Genomic DNA, 21,454 nt, shown 5'->3' on the forward strand with positions numbered 1-21,454 from the left:
GGGGTGCGGGTGGACTTCACGCTCGACGACACGCGGATCACCCTTCGCGAGGTGGCGGCCGAGGTGTTCCGCGACGCCCCTTCCGCCGCCTGGCCCACGCTGGTCACCGCCGACATGGACGTGCTCAGCGCGATGGTGGTGCTGACCGAGGCCGGCCGGGCGGCGACGTCGCTGCCCGGGCTCGCGCTCGGCGTGCTGCCGCTGGCCCGGCACGGCATCGAGGTGCCGGACGGCGCCCGCGTCACCGCCGCGTTGCACGAACCGTCCGACCCCATGACGTCACGGCCGCGCACGCGGGCCGCTGGCGGCGTGATCAACGGGGTGAAGATCGGGGTGCCGGACGCCGTCGGGGCGCACCGGATCCTCGTGCCCGTGTCGACCGACGAGGGTTCCGCCGTCGCACTCGTCGACCCGGCTTCGCCCGGTGTCACGCTAAATCCCGCCCCCACTTCCAGCGGTTTCCCCGAGTTCAGCCTGCATCTGGTGGACGCGCCCTACGAGCGGACCTTCGACGGGCTGGCCGACCTGCACCGGCTGGCCCTGGCCGGGGCCTGCGCCACGGCCGACGGCCTGCTCGCGGCGGCGCTGGAGCTCACCAGGAAACACGTCGCCACCCGCGAGCAGTTCGGCCGGCCGCTGGCTGCCTTCCAGGCCGTCGCGCAGCAGATCGCCGACATCTACATCTCGGCCCGAACCCTGCACCTGGCCACCTGGTCGGCGTGCTGGCGGCTGGCCGAGGGACTGGACGCCGAGTCCGATGTGGACATAGCGGCGCACTGGCTGGCCGAGGAGTTGTTGCCGGCCATCAGAACCTGCCACCACCTGCACGGCGGCCTCGGCCTCGACGTCACGTACCCGCTGCACCGCTACTACTCGCTCGCCAAGGACCTGGTGCGCTCGATCGGCGGCGCACGGCATCGTCTGGAGGCGCTGTGCACATCGAACTGACCGCCGCGCAACGCAAACTCCGCGACGAGCTGCGCGCCTACTTCTCCGGGCTGCTCACACCGTCCGAACGCGACACCATGCTGACCGCCCGGCACGGCGAGATCTACCGCGAGGTGGTCAAGCGCATGGGCCGTGACGGCTGGCTCGGCGTCGGCTGGCCGGTCGAGTACGGCGGCCACGGCTTCGGCGAGATCGAGCAGCAGATCTTCGTCAACGAGGCCGCGCGGGCCGATGTGCCGCTGCCGTACGTGACGCTGCAGACCGTCGGCCCCACGCTGCAGTCGTTCGGCACCGACGAGCAGAAGTCCTATTTCCTGCCCCGAATACTGTCCGGGGACCTGCACTTCGCCATCGGCTACACGGAGCCCGCCGCCGGCACCGATCTGGCCTCGCTGCGGACCAAGGCGGTTCGCGACGGCGACCACTACGTCGTCAACGGGCAGAAGATCTTCACCACCGGCGCCCACGACGCCGACTTCATCTGGCTGGCCTGCCGCACCGATCCGGACGCCCCCAAGCACAAGGGCATCTCCATCCTGATCGTCGACACCACCGATCCCGGCTACTCGTGGACGCCGATCATCACCTGCGACGGCGCGCACCACGTGAACGCCAGCTACTACAACGATGTCCGCGTTCCTTTGACCCGGCTCGTCGGCACCGAGAACGCCGGCTGGCGCCTGATCACCACCCAGCTCAACCACGAGCGCGTCATGCTGGGCCCGGCCGGCCGGATGGCCGCGCTGCACGACCGCGTGCACGAGTGGGCGGCCAAGCACGACCTGCTGTCCCATGTGGACGTTGCCACCACGCTGGCCCGGGTCAGAGCCACCGTTCGGGTCAATGAGCTGCTGAACTGGCAGGTCGCCGGCTCGGCATCCACCGGCCTGGACCGCGTGGCCGACGCCTCGGCGACCAAGGTCTTCGCCTCCGGCCGCACCCAGACGATCACCGCCGAGCTGGAGGAGATCGTCGGCCGGCACGGCGACCCGGCCGACCGGGACACCGCGGAACTGGTGCGCTGGCTGGACGTGCAGGCCAAACGCAACCTGGTGCTGACCTTCGGAGGCGGCGTGGACGAGGTGCAGCGGGAACTGATCGCCACCGCCGGACTGGGCCTGCCGAGGGTGCCACGATGAGCGCCACGAGTGGGTCAAGCGCAGAGACATCCGCCGCCGACCGCATCACCGCCGTGGCCGACAGACTCCGCGCGGCCGGCGAGTGCACACCACGGCCGGCCCGGGATCCCGTCAACGAGCCGATGATCAACAACTGGACCGAGGCGCTGGGGGACCGCAACCCCGCCTACCCGGCAGTCGCGCCGCCGGCGATGATCCAGGTGTGGACCATGGGCGGCCTGCACCCGGAGCGCAGCGAGGACGACCCGCTGGGCGGGATGGTGGAGATCCTCGACGCCACCGGCTACACCTCCGTGGTGGCCACCAACAGCGAGCAGACCTACCACCGGCACCTGAAGCCGGGGGAGCGACTGGCGGTGACGAGCCGGCTGGAAGAGGTCGTCGGCCCGAAGCAGACGGCGCTGGGCGAGGGCTGGTTCGTCACGACGCGTAGCACCTGGTGGTCCGGCGACGAGCCGGTGGGCGAGATGATGTTCCGGGTCCTGAAGTTCAAGCCGAAGCCGGCGACGCAGGCCTCCGTGCCGCCGATGGTCAGCCGCGACACGGCGTTCTTCTGGGACGGCACCAAACTGGGCGAGCTGAGGATCCAGAAATGCGCGGCCTGTGGTGCTCTGAGGCATCCGCCGGGCCCGATGTGCCCGCGCTGCAACGCACTTGACCCCACGCACATCGTCTCCAGCGGGCTGGGCGAGGTGTACAGCTACGTCGTGCACCACCATCCGCAGGTGCCCGGCAAGCAGACGCCGTTCGTGATCGCCCTGGTCGAGTTGGAGGAGGGCGTTCGTATGCTCGGCGAGCTGCTGGACGTCGACCCGGAGCAGGTCAAGGTCGGGCTGCCGGTGCGGGTGCGGTTCGTGCCCTCGGGCGAGTTCGCCCTGCCGGCGTGGGAGGTTCGATGACCCCGCCAGGAGGATGGCCAACACTGCCGGAACTCGCCATCGACGTCACGCCGACGTTCGTGATCAGCACGGCGTTGGCGACGCGGGACTTCCAGGACGTGCACCACGACCGGGACAAGGCCGTGCAGCGGGGATCGAAGGACATCTTCCTCAACATCCTCACCACCACCGGCCTGGTGCAGCGGTTCGTCACCGACTGGGCGGGCCCGGACGCCTTCGTCCGCAACGTGTCGATCAAGCTCGGAGTTCCTTGTTACGCCGGGGAAACGCTGACCCTGAGCGGGGAGATCACCGCGCGGGAGGGATCCGAGGCGACCGTGCGGGTCGTCGGCCGCAACAGCCTCGGCGACCACGTCACCGGCACGGTCAAGGTGGTGCTGCCATGACCGCCGCGATCGCCGGCATCGGGGCGACGGAGTTCTCCAAGGACTCCGGCCGCAGCGAGCTCCGGCTGGCCGTGGAGGCCGTGACGGCGGCGCTGGCCGATGCCGGGCTCAAGCCGTCCGATGTGGACGGGCTGGTGTCCTTCACCATGGACAGCAACGCCGAGATCGCCGTGGCGCGGGAACTCGGCGTCCCCGAGCTGACGTTTTTCAGCCGCATCAACTACGGCGGCGGCGCGGCCTGCGCGACCGTGCAGCAGGCGGCGATGGCCGTCGCGACCGGAACCGCCGAGGTCGTGGTGTGCTACCGGGCCTTCAACGAGCGCTCCGGCCACCGGTTCGGCCAGTTCGCCACCGCCGCGGCCACCATGCCGACATCGTCCGGAGTGGACAACAGCTGGTCCTACCCCATGGGCCTGGGCACTCCCGCCTCGACCGTGGCGATGGTCGCCCGGCGCTACATGCACGAATTCGGCGCCACCAGCGAGGATTTCGGCCGCGTCGCCGTGACGATGCGCGAACACGCCGCCACCAACCCTAATGCGTGGTTCCACGGCCGGCCGATCACCTTGGCCGATCACCAGTCCTCGCGGTGGATCACCGAGCCGCTGCACCTGCTCGACTGCTGCCAGGAGAGCGACGGGGCCGTCGCCATCGTCGTCACGTCCGTGGCGCGAGCACGCGACCTTGCCCAACCCGCCGCCGTCGTTTCCGCCTCGGCGCAAGGAAGTTCCTCCGACCAGTACGTGATGAGCAGCTACTACCGGGACGATATCGCCCGGCTGCCGGAGATGGGCCTGGTCGGGCGGCAGCTATGGCGCCAGGCCGGCTTCGGGCCCGACGAGATCGACGTCGCCGTGCTGTACGACCACTTCACGCCGTACGTGCTGATCCAGTTGGAGGAGCTGGGTTTCTGCGGTCGCGGCGAGGCCAAGGAGTTCATCGCCGACGGCCGGATCGGGCTCACCGGCACCCTGCCCCTCAATCCCCACGGCGGCCAGCTCGGCGAGGCGTACATTCACGGCATGAACGGCATCGCCGAGGCGGTCCGCCAGATCCGGGGCAGCTCCGTGAACCAGGTCCGCGGCGTGGAGAACGTCGTTGTCACCGCCGGCACCGGCGTCCCCACCAGCGGCCTTGTCCTGACGCGGGACCGGTGATGCCGGTCCACCTCCCCACGGCCATGGTCGCGCGTCGCGCTACGCCTCGGCCTGGAGTCGGTGCCGGTCGAGGTGTTCCGGCAGCCGCTGGACCCACGTCCCGGCCACGCCAAGGCCAGGCACGGGGACGACCTGTCCGTGCTGCTCACGGCACTGCGATAGCGACCTCGCGCGGGACGTCGAGGGCCGGCAGGTTCGGCCTGCGGCGAGACATGACCCGGCTGAGCAGGCGGAGTGCGCCACGTCCGACAACAGATGTTGTCGGGCCCAGCGACGGCAGGCCGACGGCGACACGGGTGCTGTCGTCGAGGGCGGCGGCCAGGCCGGCGCGGCCCAGCGCCCGCAGCACGCCGTTGCCGCCGATCACGTCGGCCAGCTGAGCGCCGACGAGTCGCGCGCCGACCGTCGAGAAGGCCTGGTGCTCGCGCTCGTAATCCACGATCAGGCGTTGCAGCCCGGCCCGATCGCCGGGAAGACCGCGCAGGCCCATGTGATGGCCCAGCCGGGTGTAGAAGACAACAGTGGCCGCGACCTCCCGGTCCGACCACGGGCGGCGGCCGAAGTTCTCGGCCCACCACATGGGGAACTCGGCCACCACCGCCAGCCCGTAGCCGACGTCGTCCCGGGAGAGCCGGACATGGCGGTGACCCTGGTTCATCCGGCTCAGCGCGGCTCGCGTCGTCGGGTGCTCGGTGCCCAGGCGGGCGACGGTGAGCAGCATCCGCAGCGCCTGCTTGCTGCGGCGATTGGGATCCGACCCGAACTCGCCCGTGGAGCCGAAGGCGGCGGCCAGATGCGGCACCGACGACACGTGGCACAACCCGACCGCCAGCCCCAGCCAGAAGTCCCAGAAGGTAGGACCGGTCAACAGATCCCAGGTGGCTTGCTCCGCCACGACGTCCTGCCCACGCATCTGCTCCTCCAACGGCTTGGTCCGCTTTCACGGGTACCAGCCGGCGGAGTGCGATGCGGAGGCCGCCGAGGGAATCGTTCGGAACGGGCGACAACACGTCCCGATCGGTCGGACACCGCGGATTTCGTGTTCGGAATGCACGAGACAGGCGCACGCTAAGCGATGTTGTAGCCCCCCGTGAGCACGGGACGGTCCGCCACGGAGGTCTCGAACCTGTCGTTCCACAGCCTTGTACTGAGTGTGTCGCCGGGGAGGACCACACCGGCGAAGCGGGCCTGGAACTCCGGCACAGCCGAGCCGAGATGGTCCACAATGGACTTGTACACCATGCCGTAGGTGCACAGGCCGTGCAGGATCGGGCGCGGGAAGCCGGCCCGGGCGGCGAACTCCGGATCGACGTGCAGCGGGTTCCGGTCGCCGCACAGCTGGTACCACAATGCCTGCTGCGGAAGCGTTTGCGTGACCAGGACGGCATCGGGCGGGCCGTCGGGAAGGGTGGACCTGGCCGACGGGCCGCGGTTGCCGCCGAAGCCGCCGTGGCCGCGGGCGAAGATCTCCGAGCGCATGGTGTAGAGCGGAGTGCCGTCGAGATCGGCGACCTCGTACTCGGTGACGATCACGGCGGCGGAGCCCTTGTCGTACACGTCGGCGATCCGGCCGGTGGCCCGGGCTTTGCCGCTGGTGGGCAGCGGGGCGTGCACGGTGATCTGCTGCGAGCCGTGCAGGGTGTCGGCCAGGTCGATGTCGATGCCGGGGAACACCACCGCCGGCGGCTCGGTCACGTGGAACGTCGGCGCGACGATCCCGAACGTCGGCAGCACGGTGAGCTGGGGCTCGAAGGCGTACTTCAGCTCGGTGGCGCCCAAGGCCAGGTGGTAAAGGATCACGTCCGACGCCGCCCACTCGAACTCGCGTACGCCGAGGGAGGCGCCGACGGCGATCTCGGGATCAATGGACACCGGGCTGCTCCTTCACCGCGGACATCGCCAGCGCCGCAAGGTAACCGAAGGTCATCGCGGGGCCGATGGTCGCCCCGGGGCCGGCGTAGGTGTGGCCCATCACCGACGCGCTGGCGTTGCCGGCGGCGTACAGGCCGGGGATGGCCGTGCCGTCCGGGCGCAGCACGCGGCCGTCGACATCGGTGCACAGGCCGCCCTTGGTGCCGAGGTCGCCGGGCACGATCCGCACCGCGTAGAACGGCGGCTTGACCAGCTCGGCGAGGCTGGGATTGGGGCGCACGCGAGGATCCCCGTAGTAGTGGTCGTAGGCGCTGTCACCCCGCCCGAAGTCCTGGTCCTTGCCGGTTCTGGCGTAGCCGTTGAACGTGGAGACCGTGTCCTGCAAGGCCTCAGCCGGCGCGCCGATGGCCGAAGCCAGCTCCGCCAACGTCTGTGCCTTGTGCACGGCCCCGCACTTATGCCAGCGGCCGGGCAACGGCCGTCGCGGCGGCACGCCGGCGAAGATGTAGCGGTCACGGTAGCGCTGGTCGGCGATCAGCCAGGCCGGCACGCTTCCCGTGTCCCGCATGGCATGCACGGCGTCGACGTACGGTGCGGCCTCGTTGACGAAGCGCCTTCCCTCGCCGTTGACCAGGATGCAGCCGGGCAGGGTCCGCTCCGACAGGCAGAAGTACGGGCCGCCGCTGAGCGGGATCGACGGACCCCACCATGCGTCGTCCATCAGGGCGACGTCGGCCCCGAGCTCCTGGCCGGCCAGGATGCCGTCGCCCTCGTTGCTGGGCGCGCCGACCGTCCAGTCGATGCCGATGTCCTGCCACTTCGACCGCATCGCCTCGTTGCGCTCGAACCCGCCGGAGGCGATCAGCACGCCGTACCGGGCTCGGTACTCGCCGGTGGGCGTGACCACGCCGACGACACGATCGCCCTCCGTCAGCAGGGAAACCAGCGGCGTGTCGAGGTGGACCTCCACGCCGGCCCGACTCAGGCCGACCCGCAGCCCGGCCGCAAGCGCTTGCCCCATCGTCAACAACCGCTGTCCGCGCAGTCGGCCGATGATCCCGCGGACGCCGACCCGGGCCGCCCGCGCCGGTCCGCGCACGTTGCGGGCGATCAGCGTGAGCCACTTGTAGTCGGCGGCGGTGATCGGCAGCGGACTCGGCACGTACGGCTTGGCCAGCAGCCGACGGTCGTCGCCGAGCAGGTTGGCGTCGAACGGGCGCGGCTCCACCGACCGGCCTCGTGGCCGTCCGCCGGGCCGCTCGGGGTAGTAGTCGCTGTAGCCGGCGACCCAGCGCAGCCGCAGCGGGCTGTTGGCCAGCACGAACGACAACATCCGTGGTCCATGGTCGAGATAGGCCCGCTGCCGCTCGGCCGACACGTCGGCGCCGACGATCGACGCCAGGTAGGCGCGGGCGTCCTCGTCGCTGTCGTGGACGCCGGCCCGGGCGAGGACCTCGTTGTTGGGGATCCAGATGCCGCCGCCGGAGCGGGCGGTCGAGCCGCCGAACCGGTCGGCCTTCTCCAGCACGACCGTGCTCAGGCCGCGGCGGGCGGCGGTCAGCGCGGCCGTCATGCCGGCGGCCCCGCTGCCGACGACAACGGTGTCGAACTCTGGCATGTAGAACAGGTTATAGACAACAAACGCCTGGAACGCTATGGTTGGAGGCGTAGAAACTGAAACACGTTCTACTCGGGAGGTCGGGTGCTCGCGGGGGTCGTGGTGATCGGGTTCGGGGCGGCCGGCGCGTGCGCCGCGATCGAGGCCGCCGAGGCCGGGGCGGATGTGCTCGTGCTCGACCGGTTCGACGGCGGCGGGGCGACCGCGCTGTCCGGCGGCGTGGTCTACGCCGGCGGCGGCACCGCCCAGCAGGCCGAGGCCGGCATCGCCGACACCGCCGACGCCATGTACGACTACCTCCGGCACGAGGTCGGCGACGCCGTCACGCCGCAGACGCTGCGGGCCTTCTGCGACGGCAGCCCGGACATGCTGGCGTGGCTGGAGGAGCGAGGCGTGCCGTTCGCGTCGAGCGTCTGCCCGTACAAGACGTCGTACCCGACGGACCGGCACTACCTCTACTACTCCGGCAGCGAGACGCTGTACGACAACCCGGCCCCGCGCGGACATCGCACCGCCGGCCACGGCACCTCGGGAAAGCTGCTGTTCCAACGGCTTGAGCAGGCGGCGATCGACCGGGGTGTGCGGATCATGCGGCGCACCACCGCCCAACGGCTGATCACCGACCCGAACGGCCGTGTCACCGGCGTGATGTGCCGGCAGCTGACCGGGTTTCCGGCCCGCCTGCACCGGTTCCTGGGCAAGCTCGCCGCCAAGCCCGGCCTGTACGTGCCGTCGCTGCGTCGCCGTCTGCACCGGTCCATCCGCCGCATCGAGAGCCGGCACGGCGTCGAGACCACCATCGATGCCCGCGACGGCGTGATCCTCTGCGCCGGCGGGTTCGTCGCCAATCCCGTGATGATGAAGGAACACGCGCCCGCATACCGGCGTGGGCTCCCGCTCGGCACCCTGGGCGACGACGGCAGCGGCATCCGCCTGGGCGCCGATCTCGGGGCCGCCACGGCGAAGCTCGATCACGTGTCGGCCTGGCGGTTCGTGACGCCGCCGAGCGCGTTGATGGAGGGCAAGCTGATCAACGCGCAGGGGGACGAGATCTGCGACCTCCACCGCTACGGCGCCGCCGTCGGGCACGCGATGATCACCCAGCACGGGGGCAAGGGCTGGCTGCTGGTCGACGGGCCCACGCTCGACGAGGCCAAGCGCCAGATCCCCTCGCAGACCACGTGGTTCCAGCGGTTGCAGACCCGCTACCTGTTCGGCCGGGCCCGAACGACCGCGCCTTCGCTTGACGAGCTGTCCCGCCGAACCGGCGTCACCATCAAGGATTTCGACGGCCAGGCCCCGTTCTCGCTCATCGACGTCTCGATCAAGCGCAGTGTCGGCTACCCCTGCCCGATGCTCACGCTCGGCGGCCTCGTCGTCGACGAGCACACCGGCGAGGTGCTTTCCTCCGACGGCACCGCCATTTCCGGTCTGTACGCCGCCGGCCGCACCGCCGTCGGCATCTGCTCCAACTCGTACGTCAGCGGCCTGTCCCTGGCCGACTGCGTCTACTCGGGCCGACGGGCCGGCCGGCACGTCGCCGCGGTGAGGAGGTCCGGTGCTCAGCGCTGACCAGCGTGCCGAAGCGGCCGCCCGGCTGTCCGCCGCGGAGCGGGACCGGGCCCCGATCCCGCCGCTGACCGCCCTGTGGCCGGACATCGACGTGGTCGACGCGTACGAGATCCAGCTGCTCAACATCCGCCGCCGCGAGCGGCCTGTGCTCGGGCACAAGGTCGGCCTGTCGTCGCTGGTCATGCAGCAGATGATGGGCGTCGACGAGCCCGACTACGGGCATCTGCTCGACGACATGGCGCTGGACGAGGGGCAGTCCGTGCCGCTGCGGTACTGCCAGCCGCGGGTCGAGGTCGAGGTCGGTTTTGTGCTGGGCGACGACCTTCCGGGCGAGGGCTGCACCGAGGACGACGTGCTGCGGGCGACTTCCGCGCTGGCCCCGGCGATCGAGCTGATCGACAGCCGGATCGCCGACTGGAAGATCGGGCTGGCCGACACCATCGCCGACAACGCCTCCTCCGCCGGCTTCGTGCTCGGCGCGGCCCGGGTGCCGCCGGGGGCCCTGGACATCCGCAAGATCGAGGCCACGTTGCGGCGCAACGGAGAAGTGGTCGCCGAGGGCCGATCCGACGCCGTGCTCGGCAATCCTGTCACCGCCGTCGCCTGGCTGGCCCGCAAGGTCGCCGACTTCGGCGTCCGGCTGCGGGCCGGCAACATCGTGCTGCCCGGCTCGTGCACCCGTGCCATCGACGTCCGTCCCGGTGACCGGTTCCAGGCCGACTTCACCGGCCTCGGCCGGGTTTCCCTGAACTTCGCATCGATCACCTCTGGGGAGGGCTTGTCATGACGGCGACGGCCGCGATCGTCGGCTCCGGCAACATCGGCACCGACCTGATGCACAAGCTGCTCCGGTCCGATCTGATCGATCCACTGTGGATGGTCGGCATCGACCCGTCGAGCGAAGGCCTGTCCCAGGCGCGGGAACACGGCTTGCAGACCTCCGTCGACGGTGTGGACTGGTTGTTGGCTCAGGACGTGCGGCCGGATCTCGTGTTCGAGGCCACCTCCGCCGCCGTGCACCGGGCCAACGCCCCGCGCTACGAAGAGGCCGGTATCAAGGCGATCGACCTCACGCCGGCGGCGATCGGGCCTTACGTCGTGCCACCGGTCAATCTCGGTGAGCACCTCGACGCCCCCAACGTCAACCTGATCACCTGCGGCGGGCAGGCGACAATACCCATTGTCAAGGCCGTGTCGCGGGCGGTTCCGGTCAGCTACGCGGAAATCGTCGCCACCGTGTCCTCACGGTCGGCCGGTCCCGGCACCCGGGCCAACATCGACGAGTTCACCCGGACCACCAGCCACGGCATCGAGGTGATCGGCGGCGCCCAGAAGGGCAAGGCGATCATCGTGCTCAATCCGGCCGATCCGCCGATGGTCATGCGGGACACCATCTTCTGCGCCATTCCCGAGGATGCCGACACCGAGCTGGTGGCAGTGTCCATTCGGGACATGGTGGCCGAGGTCGCCGGCTACGTGCCCGGCTACCGGCTGCTGGACGAGCCCCAGTTCGACCCGCCCTCGCCGGCCACCGGCGGCATGGCGCGCGTGTGCGTGTTCATCGAGGTCGAGGGGGCCGGCGACTTTCTCCCGCCGTACTCCGGGAATCTGGACATCATGACCGCCGCCGCGACGCGCGTCGGCGAGCAACTGGCGAAGGGCTGAGCGATGGACGTCCGTGTCACCGACACCTCGCTGCGGGACGGCTCACACGCCAAGCGGCACCAGTTCACCGTCGACGATGTGCGCAACGTCGTTGGGGCGCTGGACGATGCCGGCGTGCCCGTCATCGAGGTCACCCATGGCGACGGGCTCGGCGGCTCCTCGTTCATCTACGGCTTCAGCCACACCCCCGAGCAGGAGCTGATCAAGACCGCCGTCGCCACGGCCAAACGCGCTCGCATCGCCTTCCTGATGCTGCCCGGCGTGGGCGTCAAGGACGACATCCTGGTGTCCGCCGACAACGGCGCCCAGATCTGCCGCATCGCCACCCACTGCACCGAGGCCGACATCTCCGTGCAGCACTTCGGCCTGGCCCGCGACCGTGGGCTGGAGACCGTGGGGTTCCTGATGATGTCCCACTCCCAGCCGCCGGAAGTGTTGGCGCGGCAGGCCAGGATCATGGCCGACGCCGGCTGCCAGTGCGTGTACGTCGTCGACTCCGCCGGCGCCCTGATCATGGACCAGGTCGGCGACCGGGTCTCGGCCCTGGTCGCCGAGCTCGGCTCCGACGCCCAGGTCGGCTTCCACGGCCACGAGAACCTCGGCCTCGGCGTCGCCAACTCCGTCATCGCCTACCGCGCCGGCGCCCGTCAGATCGACGGCAGCGCCCGCCGCTTCGGCGCCGGCGCCGGCAACACCCCCGTCGAGGCCTTCGTCGGCGTCTGCGACAAGCTCGGCATCGACACCGGCATCGACTTCTTCAAGATGCTCGACGCCGCCGAGGACGTCGTCGCCCCCGTCATGGACCAGGAATGCCTGCTCGACCGCATGGCCCTGCTCATGGGCTACGCCGGCGTCTACTCCAGCTTCCTGCGCCACGCCTACCGCCAGGCCGAGCGCTACGGCGTCTCCGGCCCCGAGATCCTGGTCCGGGCCGGCGAGCGGCGCCTGGTCGGCGGCCAGGAGGACCAGCTCATCGACATCGCCCTGGAGCTGCGGGGGCGGTAGAACTGGCGGATGACCGTCGTCACCTTGCTCCACCCCGGCGCGATGGGCGCCGCCGTCGGCCGGCAGGCCGTGTCCGCCGGGGCCACCGTGCTCTGGGTCGGCGCCGGCCGCTCCGACGCCACCCGTCGCCGCGCCGTCGACGCCGGGCTCATCGAGCGGCCTTCAGTCGACGCCGCCCTGGCGGAGTCCGACGTCGTCCTCTCCATCTGCCCACCCGCCTTCGCCGAGGACGTCGCACTGTCCGCCGCCGGCTTCACCGGCGTCTACGTCGAGGCCAACGCCATCGCCCCCGAGCGTTCGCAGCGCATCGCCCAGCTGCTGCCGTCGGCCCGTTTCGTCGACGGCGGCATCATCGGCGGCCCGCCCTCCGCTTCGGGCTCCACCCGCCTGTACCTCTCCGGCTCCTCCGGCGGCGTGCCCGAGCTGTTCGCCGGCACCGCCCTGGACGTCGTCGTGCTGGACGGCGAGGTCGGCGTCGCCTCCGCCCTGAAGATCGCCTACGCCTCGTACCAGAAGACCACCTGGGCCCTCGCCGCCGTCTCCCACGCCCTGGCCGCCGCCCACGGCGTCGGCGCCGAGCTGCTGGCCGAGGCCGCCCGCCTCCAGGCCCGCCCCCTGCTCCAGACCGACTCCTACCCCTCCGTCGCCGCCCGCGGCTGGCGCTGGGCCCCCGAGATGCTCGAAGTCGCCGCCTCCCTCCGCGCCGCAGGCCTCCCCGACGGCCTGGCCCTCGGCTCCGCCGACACCATGCGCCGCTGGGAACCCGCTAAGGACCGCACCGACCTGCCGGTCGAGGACGTGCTCGGGCTGCTTGCACCCTGACTGTCGACAGAACGTCATTTTCGTCGACTCTTGACGGAATTCAAGGCCTGTTGACGCCCCAGGGGGTAGCATCTGCCTCGTGCTGATCCGGTTTGAGGTGTCGAACTTCCGCTCAATCGCGGCTCCGGTGGAGCTGACGATGGTCGCCGTCGACCAGGATCGGCCCGCGGCCCGCGAGCAGTCGATGCTCGGCGAGAGCCTGCTGCCGGTGGCGGCCATCTACGGGCCGAACGCGTCCGGCAAGTCGAACCTCATCGCCGCCGTTGCGTGGCTGCAGCAGGCGGTGCAGTATTCACTGCAAACGTGGGAAGATGTGATCCCGGTTGAGCCGTTTGCCTTCGGTGCCTGGCCCGGCGAGGCGAGCGAGTTTGCAATTGAGTACATGGTCGAGGGTGTGAGGTTCGAGTACAGCCTGATTCTTGACCGGAAATCTGTTCAGTACGAAGGCCTTTTTCACTATCCGGAGAAGAAGCGTCGCCGTGTTTTTGAGCGAGAGGGAAGTGAGCTCAAGTTTCAGCGTGGACTGGGAGGTCTGTCGGGTACTCGTGAGCTGCTGACCGAGCGTACGCTGGCCCTATCGGCGGCGCGGCGATTCGATGCGCGTGTTGTCTCCGATTTCGCTCGTAAGATCATTGAAATTTCAGTTCTGAGTCCGAGGACTCGGTACTCGCGCAAGCTGCGAGGGAATCCCATGCTGTACATGGACGGGCGCCGGGTTCGTGTTCGACGTCGCCCGGCGCTCTTGACTGAGTACTGGTTTCAGGAAGGCTTGCAGCCGAGCTTGTTTTCAGACGATGAACTCGGTGGTTCGGATCGGCAGCGAGCGTTGGCTCTGTTGAGGCTCGCCGACCTGGGAATCGATGATGTTATCGTTGAATCGGATGAGAATGGTGTTGAGCAGGTTCGCCTGATTCACAATACGACGGCGGGCCGTGTTCCGTTCGACTTCGGCGTGGAGTCCGAAGGGACGCGAACTTGGTTCGAGCTCATCGGGCCGGTGTTGACGGCGCTCCGCGAAGGGGCGACCGTCTTGTTCGACGAGTTGGACGCCAGTCTGCATCCAACGTTGTCGGCCCAGCTGATCGACCTGTTCCACGACCCTGCCACGAACCCGCGCGGCGCGCAGCTGGTGTTCACCTCGCACGACACGAGCCTGCTCAACCATCTCAACCGTGACGAGGTCTGGCTGACCGAGAAGAATCCCGACGGCTCGACGCGGCTCGGGGCGCTGGCGGACTTCGCCGGCGAGCGGGTACGCAAGTCGCAGAATCTGGAGAACGCGTACCTGCACGGGCGTTTCGGTGCTTTGCCGCAGGTTGACCAGTCCGAACTGCTCCGCGCGCTCGGGCTGATCGGCTGATGCCCACGAGCCGGAGGCTTCCCAAGCCGCTCAAGCGTTCGGTCGCCCAGCGCCCCGAACTGCGCACCATCGTGGTGTTCACCGAGGGGCGCAACTCCGAGCCCGACTACGTCAACGGCGTGAAGCGGCTGCCCGAAGTCCGTGGCAATGTCTCGCTCCGGGTGGAGATCCATCCTGAGCACGGGGTGCCGCTCACCCTCGTGCAGATGGCGATCGAACGCAACCGCGACCCTGAAGTCGACGAGTGCTGGTGCATCTTCGACGTCGAGTGGCCGCAGCATCATCCCAAGCTCACCGAAGCGGTCTCGCTGGCCCAGGAGTACGGCATCCGGCTGGCGGTCTCGAATCCGTGCTTCGAGCTCTGGCTGATCCTGCACCACCAGGATCACCACAAGTTCGGGCACACGGCGGCGGTGGAGAGCCTGAGCCGGCGGCTTGACGGCCGGCCCGGCAAGAGTGTTGATGCTGCCAAATACCTGCCGTTGCGCAAGGACGCCGTTCGGCGGGCGCAGCTGCTGGCGAAGCGTCACGAGCGTGAGGGAACCCCGTTTCCGAACGACAACCCGTCTTCGGGGATGTACCTGTTCCTTCAGTCGCTGGAAGGTGAGTCGTAGGCGACGTTGTCGCGGCGCCAGCGGGTGGGGGTCGCGCCGAACTGGCGGTGGAAGGCGCGTTCGAAGGTGCGGAGGTCGGTGAAGCCGACGTCGAAGGCGATGTCGGTGACGGGGCGGGGGGCGGTGCGGGCGGCGAGGAGGCGTTGTTCGCGGAGGTAGGCGCCGGGGGTGACGCCGATGCGGGCGAACAGGGAGTGGACGTGGCGCTCGGAGACGTGGTGGCGGCGGGCGAGTTCGGTGACGGTGAGGCGGGGGTCCGAGAGGTGGTCCCGGATGTGGGTGCGCATGAGGCCGAGCAGGATCTCGCCGGCGCCGGCGCCGGCGCTGGAGTCGGAGGGCACGGAGGGGCGAAGGCCGCGCAGGGCCATAGTGAGCATGTCGAGGGCGGCGAGACCGGCGTCCTGGCGTTGCTCGGCGGCGATGTCGTCGGCGAGCTGGCCGTCGGTGATCTCCTTGGCCCGCAAGGGAAGCACGTGGTGAGGGAACTGTAGGAGCAGGCTGTGCGCGGCGGTGGGGGCGTCGAACGCCCACGGGCTGCGCGCCTCGTACAGGACGCCGACGCCGGGCCGGAGCTCGGCCAGCCGCCGGCGTTGTTCAAGGCGCGCGGAGCCGGCGAGGTGGATGCAGAACAGGAGCATGTCGTCCCGATCCACGGCGGGCGGCCATCCGCGCGGTCTGCGACGTCCGCAGCGGCCCCATCTTCGCCTCGAACAGGGCAACGGTGCTGCCCCGCTGGTGCAATGCCATGCGCCCACGGAATTCCGACGCCCCCTCGGCGATCACCGGCAGGTAGCTGCGGCTGGCGACCTCTTCCAGGACAGAATCCGCTGCACGTGCACGCACCCGAGGCTAGCGGCGGAATCGGCCCCGTGCGGGAAGCGCCGGCCGATCAGGCAGGAACTCGGATCCAGAGGTCGGGCGGCCCGGTGACGGCGCGGGTGTCGGTGGGGCGGAGGCCGGCGAACGCGAAGCAGTAGGCGACAGGAGCGTCCTCGTAGAGGTACGAGAGCAGCGGATTCTCGTCGTCGGGGTCGACGCCGCCGCCGGGGTGGAGATCCGAGCCGATGATCTCGCCGTCACGGACGATGTCGCCCTGGTCGCCGCTCTTGGGATTGGCGTACAGGTCGTAGCAGGTGGTGCCGGCGGACAGGGGCACCGTGAGCTCGGACCCGGTCGGCGCGTAGCCCCAGGGCTGCGCGATCACGCAGCCGCCGGGCACGTCGGTGGCCCACATGATCGACAGGTCGTCGGTGGACTCGGGCTCGACGACCGTGGCGTTGATTCGACGGACCGCCTCGGCGGCGTCGATGCCGGCGACGCACGCCAGGCCGAGGCCCTCGTAGTCAAGGTCGTCGAACAGGGCGATGAGCCGGTGGCTTTCCCGCACCGTCTCGGCCTCGTCGTCGGTGAGGGATGTGGTGGCGCCGAACAGGTCGGGGGTGGGGCCGGTGAGGCTGAGCCGCGCCGGCGACCAGCCGGACATCATGTCCCGCAACGGATCCGCGCCGGCAGCGGCCAGGATCCGGGCGTTGTCCGGCTGACGCGCGGCGACCGCCCGCCACAGCGCCGTGGCCACGTCGTGCAGGGCGTCGACGTCGGCCACCCGTCGGGCCAGCTCCGCCACCACCTCCGGCGATCCGCGCTCCGCCGCCTGATGCAACGCCGGCCCGGGCCAGCCGTTGTCGGCATCCGGGTCCGCGCCCGCGGCCAGCACCGCCCGCACCTTGTCGAGGTCGGTCCACCCGTGGTAGCCGATGTCGCTCCAGTTCACGGTGGATCATCCTGGCCTGGATACGGTGTCCGCGTGAGGCTTTTGGCCAAGGGGCGGGGTGCGGACGTCTTCGACATCGGGGACGGCCGGGTGCTGAGGCGCTGCCGCTATGAGGGTGACGTCGCGAAAGAGGCGGCGGTGATGCGCCGGCTCCGGGCGGACGGATTCCCGGTGCCGGCGGTGTTCGAGGCGTCGGGCCGGGACCTGGTGATGGAACGGGTGCCTGGCCCGAGCCTGCTCGCGGCGATGCGCAGCGGCGACAAGGGAGTCGTGGAGGCGTCGGAGATCATGCTGGCCCTGCACGAGAAGCTGCGCGGGGCTGGGATCCTGCATCTGGATCTGCACCCGGACAACATCCTGCTGGGCCCGGACGGACCGGTGCTGATCGACTGGACGAACAGCGCGGAAGGGCCGCCGGAGCTGGACGCGGCGGTGTCGGCGCTGATCCTGGCGCAGGTGGCGGTGGGGGAGGCGGAGCTGGCGGGGCTGGCCGAAAGGCTGTTGCGTGAGTTCGCACCGAGGACGGATGCGGTGACGGAGTTGAAGCGCGCGGTGGAGTACCGCCGGGCGAATCCGACGATGACGGAGCGGGAGCTGGCGGACCTGGACCGGGCGGCGGAGCTGGTCCGGCACGTCACGGCAGGACGGTGACGACCATGCGCCGCACGGCGTCAGCGGAGGGCGGCCCGGCCTGACGGTCGGCGAACAGCATGTGGGCGCTGCCGATGAGGGCCAGACCGAGGGCGTCGATATCGGCATCCGCGGGGAGACGGCCGAGGGAGCGCTCGGCCGTCAAATAGCCGTGGACGAGGGCGGCGGCCTCGGAGGCGAGGGGAATGCCGGGCCCGAGGGCGGCGCGCAGGCGCTGCCGGAGGTCGTCGCGGAAGGTGATCAGGGCGACGATGGCGACGGCGACGGAGGAGAACACGTCGGTCAGGAACGCGGTGAGGGTGTCGACGACGGAACCGGCGCCGGGGACCAGGGGCAGCGCGGACAGCCGGGCGACGCGGTCGAGCACCAGCTCGCTCAGAAAGGCGTCGAAGTCCGCGAAGTGCCGGTGCAGCACGCCTTTGGCGAACCCGGCCTCGGCGGTGACGGCCCGGCTGGTCAGGGCGTGCGGACCGTCGCGCAGCAGCACCCGCTCGGCGGCGTCGAACAGCTGCGAGCGGGCGTCCTGGATGTGAACCCCGGTCGGCACGGGGCGAACTCTATCCAAGTGGGCGGCCGCCCACTAAGGTGGGCGCATGCCCACTCCGGATCAGCAGCGCGCCGTGGCGGAGTCGTTCGGCATCGACGCCGCCCGATACGACCGTAATCGTCCGTCCTATCCGAATGATCTGATCACGCGGATCGTGGCCGGCAGCCCCGGCCCGACCGTCCTGGACGTGGGCTGCGGGACTGGCATCGCCTCACGCCAGTTCCAGGCGGCCGGCTGCACGGTGCTGGGCGTCGAGCCGGACGCCCGGATGGCCGACTTCGCCCGCTCGACCGGCGTCGAGACCGAGGTGTCGACCTTCGAGACCTGGGACGCGAGAGGCCGCCGCTTCGACACCGTCGTCTCCGGCACCGCCTGGCACTGGGTCGACCCGGTCGCCGGCGCGGCCAAGGCCGCTGAGGTGCTCAACCCCGGCGGCCAGCTGGCCACGTTCTGGCACATCTTCGACCTGCCCGAGCCGATCGCGGTCGCCTTCGCCGAGAACTACCGGCGGGTGGTGCCCGACGCCCCGTTCGACTTCAGCACCGGCAAGTCGATGATCGACCTCTACCAGGCCCAGTTCGACCGCACCGCCGACGGCATGCGCCAGGCCGGCTTCGACGAGTCCGAGGATCGGCGCTACCCCTGGGAGCGGCACTACAACCGGGACGAGTGGCTCGACCTGCTGTCCACCCACGGCGGTATGACGCCGTTGACCGCAGAGCAGCGTTCGACGATCCTCGCCGAGCTCGCCCCGGCGCTCGGCGAGGGCTTCACGCTGCCGTACGTGACGGTCTCGGTCAGCGCGCGACTGCGCCCAGCGACTCGATGAACTGCCGCCCGCGCTTGCGCAGGTAGGGCGGCATCGGCGGCACGGTCAGCTTGAGCATCTCGGTCCAGCCGTCCACCTGGAGGAAGAACTTGAGGAACAGCAGGCCGTCGCGCACGTCGACCGGGTGCGCGTAGACCCGGGGGATCGTGCCGAGGTGCTTGCCCGGGCTGCCGGTGACGGACTGGAAGATCAGGATCTGGCGATCGGTCAGGATCAAGTACGCCTCGGCCTGGATCAGCCCGACCATCACCGTGCCTCCGCTGGCGATGCCGGCCGCAACGCCGGCCACGAGGTTGCGCGTAGCGTTGGCGCGCATCGAGCCGACCTTGGCCATCGCGACGACCTCGACCTGTTCGTCGGCCGCCATCATGGGTCTGGCCTTGGTCAGCAGCTTGCGTTCGTAGATCTTGCCCACACCGTCTCCTCGGGCCGCAGGGATGGCGAGACTCTATTGAGGTGGTGGCCGGCCGTTGCCGCCCCGGCCGGTCAGTGACGGCTTTGTCCCGTTGCGGCGGAACCCGAATCCCGCCGGTTAGAATGCTCGGGTGCGGGTCGGTGTGTTCCTGCCGACCGTGGGTCGGGGCGGCAGTCCGGGCGACGTCGTCGCGTATGCGCGGCACGCGGAGGAGCACGGGCTGGACGCGGTCTGGGCCGGCGATCAGATCGTGGTGGGCTCCGGGACTCCGATGTTGGATGCCATGGTCGTGCTGACCACGGCGGCGGCGGTGACGGAGCGGATCCGGGTGGGGTTCGGCGTGCTGATCCTGCCGCTGCGGCCGGTGGCGGCGGTGGCCAAGCAGGTCTCGGCGCTCCAACATCTCTCCAGCAACCGGGTGCTGCTGGGCGTGGGCTCGGGCGGCACGCCGCACGGCGTCTCCTCGTGGCAGGCGGTGGGGGTGCCGCAGGGCGACCGGGGCCGGTTGACGGATGCGGCGCTGGCGGTGCTGCCGGGCCTGGTCACGGGCAAGCCGACGAAGCTGGCTCATCTCCCCGGCACGCCGACGATCACGCTGGCGCCGGGGTCGCCGATGCCGCCGGTGATCGTCGGGGGCGCGGGACGGGTGGCGATCCGTCGGACCCTGGAGTTCGGGGACGCCTGGTTCCCGTCGATGGTGACGCCGACGTCGGTCGCGGCCGTCCGGCAGATCCTGCACGACGGCGCGGACCAGCGCGGACGCAAGCCGCCGACCATCACAACGGGCGTGGTCGCGTCGCTGGGCGACGGGGCCCCGAGCCGCCAGGCGCTGGTCTCCAGCCTGGCCAATGGCTTCAAGATCCCTCTGGAGCAGGCCGAGTCGATCCCGATCACCGGGGTCGGCCGGGAGGCGGCGGACCGGATGGCCGGCCACTTCGCGGCCGGGGCCGAGGAGCTGGTGGTGAGTTTCGCCGGCGGCGACTGGTTCAGGCAGGTGGAGCTGCTGGCGGAGGCCCGTCAGTCCTCGTAGGTGACCTCGACCTCGTCGGTCACGGGAAGGGCCTGGCAGGCCAGGGCATAGCCCTCGGCCAGATCGTCGTCGTCGAGAACCTCGTTGTGCAGCAGGCGGACCTCGCCCCGCACGATCCGGCACGCGCAGGCGCTGCACTGGCCCTGCCGACACGAGTACGGGGCGTCCAAACCGCTGTCCAGCAACACATCCAGCAGCCGCTTGTGCGAGGGCCAGGCCAAACGCTTGCGGACCCCGTCCAAGGACACGTCCACAGTGGACGAGTCTCCGGTCTCGGTGATCTCCTCCTGGAAGACGTCGAATCGCTCGACCCGGGCCGACGGCAGGACGGAGACCACGGCGTCCATGAACGGCCCGGGGCCGCAGACGAATGCCTCCCGCGCGTCGAAAGACGAAGCCCAAGCCTCCAGCTGGGCCCGAGAAGGAATGCCCTGGAGGCACTCCAGCCAGTGCGTCACCTGAAGGCGAGCAGGATGCTCGGCGGCCAACCGTCGCAGCTCGGCAGCGAAGATCACCGACGACGGATCACGGTTGGCGTAGAACAGAACCATCCGACCGGACCCGGCCGCCAGCACGGACTTGATGATGGACATGACCGGAGTGATCCCGCTCCCGCCGGCGAACAGCACCAGGTCCCGGTCCAAAGAGGACGGTGTGAAAACCCCGGCCGGGTCCCGAGCCTCCAGCACGGTCCCGGCGACGACGGAGGAGCAGATCCACGAAGAGCAGGCGCCGCCGGGCATGCGCTTGACGGTGACGGTCGGTTTCTCGCCGGTGTAAGGGGAACTGGACAGCGAGTAGCACCGCTCCAGCCCGTTCGGCAGCCGGAACGTCAGGAACTGCCCCGGCTCGTAGGAGAGCTCCGCGTCCAACACCAGGGACACGGCGTCGGAGGTCTCCGAGATCACCTCGGCCACCCGGACGTCACTCATCGGCCGGCACCTCGATCGAGCCCTCCCGCACGGCCCGGTCGATGCTGTCCCGCAGTGCGGGACAGCCGGCGACCTGCGGGCCCAGCCGCGAGCAGGTGGCGGACTGCCACTGCACGCTGGTGTGCTGCGGGCTGTTCTTCTTGACCAGCACGGTGGTTCCGCAGCCGTCGCACACGTGCGGCCGCAGACCCTCGGTCAGGTACCTGGCCGACTCGCGCACGG

Annotated in this window: 24 protein-coding genes; 15 read left to right on the forward strand and 9 right to left on the reverse strand. The window is 70.2% G+C overall.

All coding sequences use genetic code 11. The annotated features are described in order from the left end of the window. The first annotated feature begins 3 nt into the window (after positions 1-3). The 5 genes from KUTG_RS42275 to KUTG_RS42295 are packed head-to-tail and all read left to right on the forward strand — an operon-like array spanning position 4 to position 4,529. Complete coding sequence (locus KUTG_RS42275) at positions 4-948, forward strand: acyl-CoA dehydrogenase family protein (RefSeq protein ID WP_369794573.1); 945 nt, start codon at positions 4-6, stop codon at positions 946-948. Next, entirely contained in the window at positions 933-2,087 is a 1,155-nt protein-coding gene (locus tag KUTG_RS42280) for an acyl-CoA dehydrogenase family protein (RefSeq protein ID WP_043725151.1), read from the forward strand. Before KUTG_RS42275 ends, KUTG_RS42280 begins: the two co-directional genes overlap by 16 nt. Then, positions 2,084-2,986 carry a Zn-ribbon domain-containing OB-fold protein gene (locus tag KUTG_RS42285; protein ID WP_052396054.1) on the forward strand — a complete coding sequence of 301 codons (903 nt, stop codon included), beginning with the start codon at positions 2,084-2,086 and terminating at the stop codon, positions 2,984-2,986. Before KUTG_RS42280 ends, KUTG_RS42285 begins: the two co-directional genes overlap by 4 nt. Then, entirely contained in the window at positions 2,983-3,372 is a 390-nt protein-coding gene (locus tag KUTG_RS42290) for a MaoC family dehydratase (protein ID WP_043725152.1), read from the forward strand. The genes KUTG_RS42285 and KUTG_RS42290 overlap by 4 nt, the downstream gene beginning before the upstream one ends. After that, positions 3,369-4,529 carry a lipid-transfer protein gene (locus KUTG_RS42295; RefSeq protein ID WP_043725154.1) on the forward strand — a complete coding sequence of 387 codons (1,161 nt, stop codon included), beginning with the start codon at positions 3,369-3,371 and terminating at the stop codon, positions 4,527-4,529. Before KUTG_RS42290 ends, KUTG_RS42295 begins: the two co-directional genes overlap by 4 nt. Before the next feature lie 145 nt (positions 4,530-4,674). Here KUTG_RS42295 and KUTG_RS42300 read toward each other — a convergent pair whose 3' ends face one another. The 3 genes from KUTG_RS42300 to kstD form a co-directional block, all read right to left on the reverse strand. Next, positions 4,675-5,442 carry a hypothetical protein gene (locus KUTG_RS42300; protein WP_157495179.1) on the reverse strand — a complete coding sequence of 256 codons (768 nt, stop codon included), beginning with the start codon at positions 5,440-5,442 and terminating at the stop codon, positions 4,675-4,677. A 155-nt stretch (positions 5,443-5,597) separates the two neighbouring features. Then, the gene (locus KUTG_RS42305) at positions 5,598-6,401 is read right to left on the reverse strand and encodes a MaoC/PaaZ C-terminal domain-containing protein (protein ID WP_043725160.1); all 804 of its coding nucleotides are present in this window, start codon (positions 6,399-6,401) and stop codon (positions 5,598-5,600) included. Continuing rightward, positions 6,391-8,019 (reverse strand): 3-oxosteroid 1-dehydrogenase, encoded by a 1,629-nt coding sequence (gene kstD, locus KUTG_RS42310; protein WP_043725161.1) that lies wholly within the window; start codon positions 8,017-8,019, stop codon positions 6,391-6,393. Before kstD ends, KUTG_RS42305 begins: the two co-directional genes overlap by 11 nt. Positions 8,020-8,103: 84 nt before the next feature. On the opposite strand from kstD, the gene KUTG_RS42315 reads away from it, so the two are divergent. The 7 genes from KUTG_RS42315 to KUTG_RS42345 all read left to right on the forward strand — a co-directional run bounded on the left by KUTG_RS42315 (position 8,104) and on the right by KUTG_RS42345 (position 15,057). Next, positions 8,104-9,591 (forward strand): FAD-binding protein, encoded by a 1,488-nt coding sequence (locus tag KUTG_RS42315; protein WP_043725163.1) that lies wholly within the window; start codon positions 8,104-8,106, stop codon positions 9,589-9,591. Next, complete coding sequence (locus KUTG_RS42320; RefSeq protein ID WP_043725166.1) at positions 9,578-10,378, forward strand: 2-keto-4-pentenoate hydratase; 801 nt, start codon at positions 9,578-9,580, stop codon at positions 10,376-10,378. Before KUTG_RS42315 ends, KUTG_RS42320 begins: the two co-directional genes overlap by 14 nt. Then, complete coding sequence (locus KUTG_RS42325; RefSeq protein WP_043725168.1) at positions 10,375-11,256, forward strand: acetaldehyde dehydrogenase (acetylating); 882 nt, start codon at positions 10,375-10,377, stop codon at positions 11,254-11,256. Before KUTG_RS42320 ends, KUTG_RS42325 begins: the two co-directional genes overlap by 4 nt. A 3-nt stretch (positions 11,257-11,259) precedes the next feature. Continuing rightward, positions 11,260-12,261: a 4-hydroxy-2-oxovalerate aldolase gene (dmpG, locus tag KUTG_RS42330; protein ID WP_043725170.1), complete on the forward strand. Its 1,002-nt coding sequence runs from the start codon at positions 11,260-11,262 to the stop codon at positions 12,259-12,261. Between the two features lie 9 nt (positions 12,262-12,270). Continuing rightward, positions 12,271-13,083, forward strand: a complete 813-nt coding sequence (locus KUTG_RS42335) for an NAD(P)-dependent oxidoreductase (protein WP_043725172.1) — start codon at positions 12,271-12,273, stop codon at positions 13,081-13,083. 79 nt (positions 13,084-13,162) lie between these two features. Beyond that, positions 13,163-14,443 carry an AAA family ATPase gene (locus tag KUTG_RS42340; protein WP_043725173.1) on the forward strand — a complete coding sequence of 427 codons (1,281 nt, stop codon included), beginning with the start codon at positions 13,163-13,165 and terminating at the stop codon, positions 14,441-14,443. After that, complete coding sequence (locus tag KUTG_RS42345) at positions 14,443-15,057, forward strand: RloB family protein (protein ID WP_043725175.1); 615 nt, start codon at positions 14,443-14,445, stop codon at positions 15,055-15,057. The genes KUTG_RS42340 and KUTG_RS42345 overlap by 1 nt, the downstream gene beginning before the upstream one ends. On the opposite strand, the gene KUTG_RS66695 is transcribed toward KUTG_RS42345, so the two are convergent. Both KUTG_RS66695 and KUTG_RS64580 read right to left on the reverse strand, forming a co-directional pair. Continuing rightward, positions 15,033-15,812, reverse strand: coding sequence for a helix-turn-helix transcriptional regulator (locus KUTG_RS66695; protein WP_084580430.1), 780 nt, complete (start codon positions 15,810-15,812; stop codon positions 15,033-15,035). The genes KUTG_RS42345 and KUTG_RS66695 overlap by 25 nt on opposite strands. 134 nt (positions 15,813-15,946) lie before the next feature. Then, a complete protein-coding gene (locus tag KUTG_RS64580; protein ID WP_043725177.1) occupies positions 15,947-16,828 on the reverse strand; it encodes an ankyrin repeat domain-containing protein in 882 nt (293 codons plus the stop codon). Positions 16,829-16,861: 33 nt separating this feature from the next. Here KUTG_RS64580 and KUTG_RS42360 point away from each other — a divergent pair, with 33 nt between their 5' ends. Then, positions 16,862-17,479: a phosphotransferase gene (locus KUTG_RS42360; RefSeq protein WP_043725180.1), complete on the forward strand. Its 618-nt coding sequence runs from the start codon at positions 16,862-16,864 to the stop codon at positions 17,477-17,479. Here the strand turns inward: KUTG_RS42360 and KUTG_RS42365 are convergent. Then, positions 17,463-18,026, reverse strand: a complete 564-nt coding sequence (locus tag KUTG_RS42365; RefSeq protein WP_043725181.1) for a TetR/AcrR family transcriptional regulator — start codon at positions 18,024-18,026, stop codon at positions 17,463-17,465. The genes KUTG_RS42360 and KUTG_RS42365 overlap by 17 nt on opposite strands. A 46-nt stretch (positions 18,027-18,072) precedes the next feature. Here KUTG_RS42365 and KUTG_RS42370 point away from each other — a divergent pair, with 46 nt between their 5' ends. After that, the gene (locus KUTG_RS42370) at positions 18,073-18,855 is read left to right on the forward strand and encodes a class I SAM-dependent methyltransferase (RefSeq protein WP_043725184.1); all 783 of its coding nucleotides are present in this window, start codon (positions 18,073-18,075) and stop codon (positions 18,853-18,855) included. On the opposite strand, the gene KUTG_RS42375 is transcribed toward KUTG_RS42370, so the two are convergent. After that, positions 18,824-19,270 carry a hypothetical protein gene (locus KUTG_RS42375; RefSeq protein ID WP_043725185.1) on the reverse strand — a complete coding sequence of 149 codons (447 nt, stop codon included), beginning with the start codon at positions 19,268-19,270 and terminating at the stop codon, positions 18,824-18,826. The genes KUTG_RS42370 and KUTG_RS42375 overlap by 32 nt on opposite strands. A gap of 130 nt (positions 19,271-19,400) precedes the next feature. Between KUTG_RS42375 and KUTG_RS42380 the strand changes: the two genes are divergently transcribed. Further along, positions 19,401-20,300 (forward strand): LLM class flavin-dependent oxidoreductase, encoded by a 900-nt coding sequence (locus KUTG_RS42380; RefSeq protein ID WP_043725187.1) that lies wholly within the window; start codon positions 19,401-19,403, stop codon positions 20,298-20,300. Here KUTG_RS42380 and KUTG_RS42385 read toward each other — a convergent pair. Then, positions 20,288-21,232 (reverse strand): ferredoxin--NADP reductase, encoded by a 945-nt coding sequence (locus tag KUTG_RS42385; RefSeq protein WP_043725189.1) that lies wholly within the window; start codon positions 21,230-21,232, stop codon positions 20,288-20,290. The genes KUTG_RS42380 and KUTG_RS42385 overlap by 13 nt on opposite strands. Next, complete coding sequence (locus tag KUTG_RS42390; protein ID WP_043725191.1) at positions 21,225-21,452, reverse strand: hypothetical protein; 228 nt, start codon at positions 21,450-21,452, stop codon at positions 21,225-21,227. The genes KUTG_RS42385 and KUTG_RS42390 overlap by 8 nt, the downstream gene beginning before the upstream one ends. Positions 21,453-21,454: the final 2 nt, after the last annotated feature.

The sequence above is a fragment of the Kutzneria sp. 744 genome (genome assembly GCF_000568255.1).
GTDB lineage: Bacteria > Actinomycetota > Actinomycetes > Mycobacteriales > Pseudonocardiaceae > Kutzneria.

Coding starts and splice junctions, on each gene's coding strand:
- KUTG_RS42285 (WP_052396054.1), top strand. CDS start 2,084: ATGAGCGCCACGAGTGGGTCAAGCGCAGAGACATCCGCCGCCGACCGC.
- KUTG_RS42290 (WP_043725152.1), top strand. CDS start 2,983: ATGACCCCGCCAGGAGGATGGCCAACACTGCCGGAACTCGCCATCGAC.
- KUTG_RS42295 (WP_043725154.1), top strand. CDS start 3,369: ATGACCGCCGCGATCGCCGGCATCGGGGCGACGGAGTTCTCCAAGGAC.
- KUTG_RS42300 (WP_157495179.1), bottom strand. CDS start 5,442: ATGCGTGGGCAGGACGTCGTGGCGGAGCAAGCCACCTGGGATCTGTTG.
- kstD (WP_043725161.1), bottom strand. CDS start 8,019: ATGCCAGAGTTCGACACCGTTGTCGTCGGCAGCGGGGCCGCCGGCATG.
- KUTG_RS42325 (WP_043725168.1), top strand. CDS start 10,375: ATGACGGCGACGGCCGCGATCGTCGGCTCCGGCAACATCGGCACCGAC.
- dmpG (WP_043725170.1), top strand. CDS start 11,260: ATGGACGTCCGTGTCACCGACACCTCGCTGCGGGACGGCTCACACGCC.
- KUTG_RS42335 (WP_043725172.1), top strand. CDS start 12,271: ATGACCGTCGTCACCTTGCTCCACCCCGGCGCGATGGGCGCCGCCGTC.
- KUTG_RS42345 (WP_043725175.1), top strand. CDS start 14,443: ATGCCCACGAGCCGGAGGCTTCCCAAGCCGCTCAAGCGTTCGGTCGCC.
- KUTG_RS42370 (WP_043725184.1), top strand. CDS start 18,073: ATGCCCACTCCGGATCAGCAGCGCGCCGTGGCGGAGTCGTTCGGCATC.
- KUTG_RS42385 (WP_043725189.1), bottom strand. CDS start 21,232: ATGAGTGACGTCCGGGTGGCCGAGGTGATCTCGGAGACCTCCGACGCC.